The sequence below is a fragment of the Mesorhizobium sp. M2A.F.Ca.ET.039.01.1.1 genome (assembly GCF_003998035.1).
Classification (GTDB): domain Bacteria; phylum Pseudomonadota; class Alphaproteobacteria; order Rhizobiales; family Rhizobiaceae; genus Mesorhizobium.
The window spans coordinates 1-1,765 of the sequence record NZ_RZRY01001019.1; the positions used below are offsets into that span (position 1 = coordinate 1).

General features: G+C 64.8%; 2 protein-coding genes. Both read left to right on the forward strand.

Annotated features, from left to right (window positions below; translation table 11 throughout):
* Nucleotides 1-147 precede the first annotated feature (147 nt).
* Entirely contained in the window at nt 148-948 is an 801-nt protein-coding gene (locus EOA24_RS36790) for an ATP-binding cassette domain-containing protein (protein WP_126080875.1), read from the forward strand.
* Between the two features lie 132 nt (nt 949-1,080).
* Nucleotides 1,081-1,765, forward strand: a 685-nt coding sequence (locus EOA24_RS36795; RefSeq protein ID WP_189354554.1) for a CHASE domain-containing protein, incomplete at its 3' end; no start/stop codon positions are given.

Genomic DNA, 1,765 nt, shown 5'->3' on the forward strand with positions numbered 1-1,765 from the left:
CTGCTGATGCAGTCGCTGCAGTCCGGCATGGTGCTGCTCGGCGTCGATTCGCCGCTGCAAAGCATCGTCGTGGGCGCCGTGCTGGTCGTGGCGGTGTGGCTCGACACCCTCTATCGCAAGCGGGCCTGATCAGGGAGGAGAAACAACATGGCTGACAAATCCGCTCCCGCCGGCGTTCCGCTGGTCGACATGCGCAACATCTCGATCGCCTTCGGCGGCATCCGCGCCGTCGACGATGCGTCCGTCGATCTTTTCCCCGGCGAAGTGATGGCGCTGCTCGGCCACAACGGCGCCGGCAAGTCGACGCTGATCAAGATCCTGTCCGGCGCTTACAAGCGCGACAGCGGACAGATCTTCATCAATGGCGAGGAGGCATCGATCTCCAATCCGCGCGACGCCAAGAAACACGGCGTCGAGACGATCTACCAGACGCTGGCCCTGGCCGACAATGTCGATGCCGCGGCCAATCTCTTCCTCGGGCGCGAGCTGATGACCGCGTGGGGCACGCTGGACGACGTCGCCATGGAAGCCGAGGCGCGCAAGGTGATGGGCCGGCTCAATCCGCGCTTCCAGCGCTTCAAGGAGCCGGTCGTCAAGCTGTCGGGCGGACAGCGGCAGTCCGTGGCGATCGCGCGCGCGATCCTGTTCAATGCCCGCATCCTGATCATGGACGAGCCGACGGCGGCGCTCGGGCCGCAGGAGACGGCGCAGGTCGGGGAGTTGGTCAAGCAGCTCAAGGCCGACGGCATCGGCATCTTCCTGATCAGCCACGACATCCACGACGTCTTCGAGCTCGCCGACCGGGTCTGCGTGATGAAGAACGGCCAAGTGGTCGGCACCGCGCGCACCACCGATGTCACCCAGGACGAAGTGCTCGGCATGATCATTTTGGGCAAATGTCCGCCCGGCGCCATTCCAGGCCCTGGCGCGCTGAAGATCGCGGCCTAAGCCCAGGCATATAGCCGGGTAATTGCTGGCTGCGTGATGTACCAGCCACGGTGATGATTTGACCGCGCCATTGTGTTGACGCGGAGACTTGCCCATAAGGATCGTAGACCGTCCACGGGCCACATCGTTGATTTGAAGAAGCTCTTTCCGATCGTTGCCTTTGTCGCCGTCGCGCTGATCAGCCTGACGATGGCCGGGTTCGCCTATTTCGCGACGCAGGAGGCGGCGCGGATCAAGTTCGAGGGCACTGCCGACGACGCGCTGAGCCGCATCGAGAGCCGGATCGACCTGCATCTGTCGCTGCTGCGTTCGACGCAGGCGCTGTTCGATGCCCGCAACGGCGACATCACGCGCGGCGAATTCAACGCCTTCTTCACCGCGCTGAACATCGATGACAACTTCGCGGGCCTGCGCGGCATAGGCTTCCTCAGGCTCGCCAAAGCCGGCGACGAGGCCGCGGTCGAACGCGATATCCTGCGCGACCATGGGTCGGCCCACCCGATCTACCCTGCGACGACCCAGCAACGGCGCACGCCGATCGTGCTGTTCGAGCCGCTCGACACGTCCAACCAGTCGATCATCGGATTCGACATGTTCAGCGAGCCGGTGCGGCGCGAGGCGATCGAAAAGGCGATGGCCGACGACCAGCAGCATGCGAGCGGCCTGGTCCAGCTCGGCCAGGGCGCCGGCGTGGCGCAGACGTTCACGGGTTTCCTGGTTTTCGTGCGGCTGAACGTCGAAACCGCCCCGGACGTGATCAACGCAAGCCGCTCCTCGACGGCCGGCCTTCTCTACGCTGCCTTCCGCGCGCAGGACC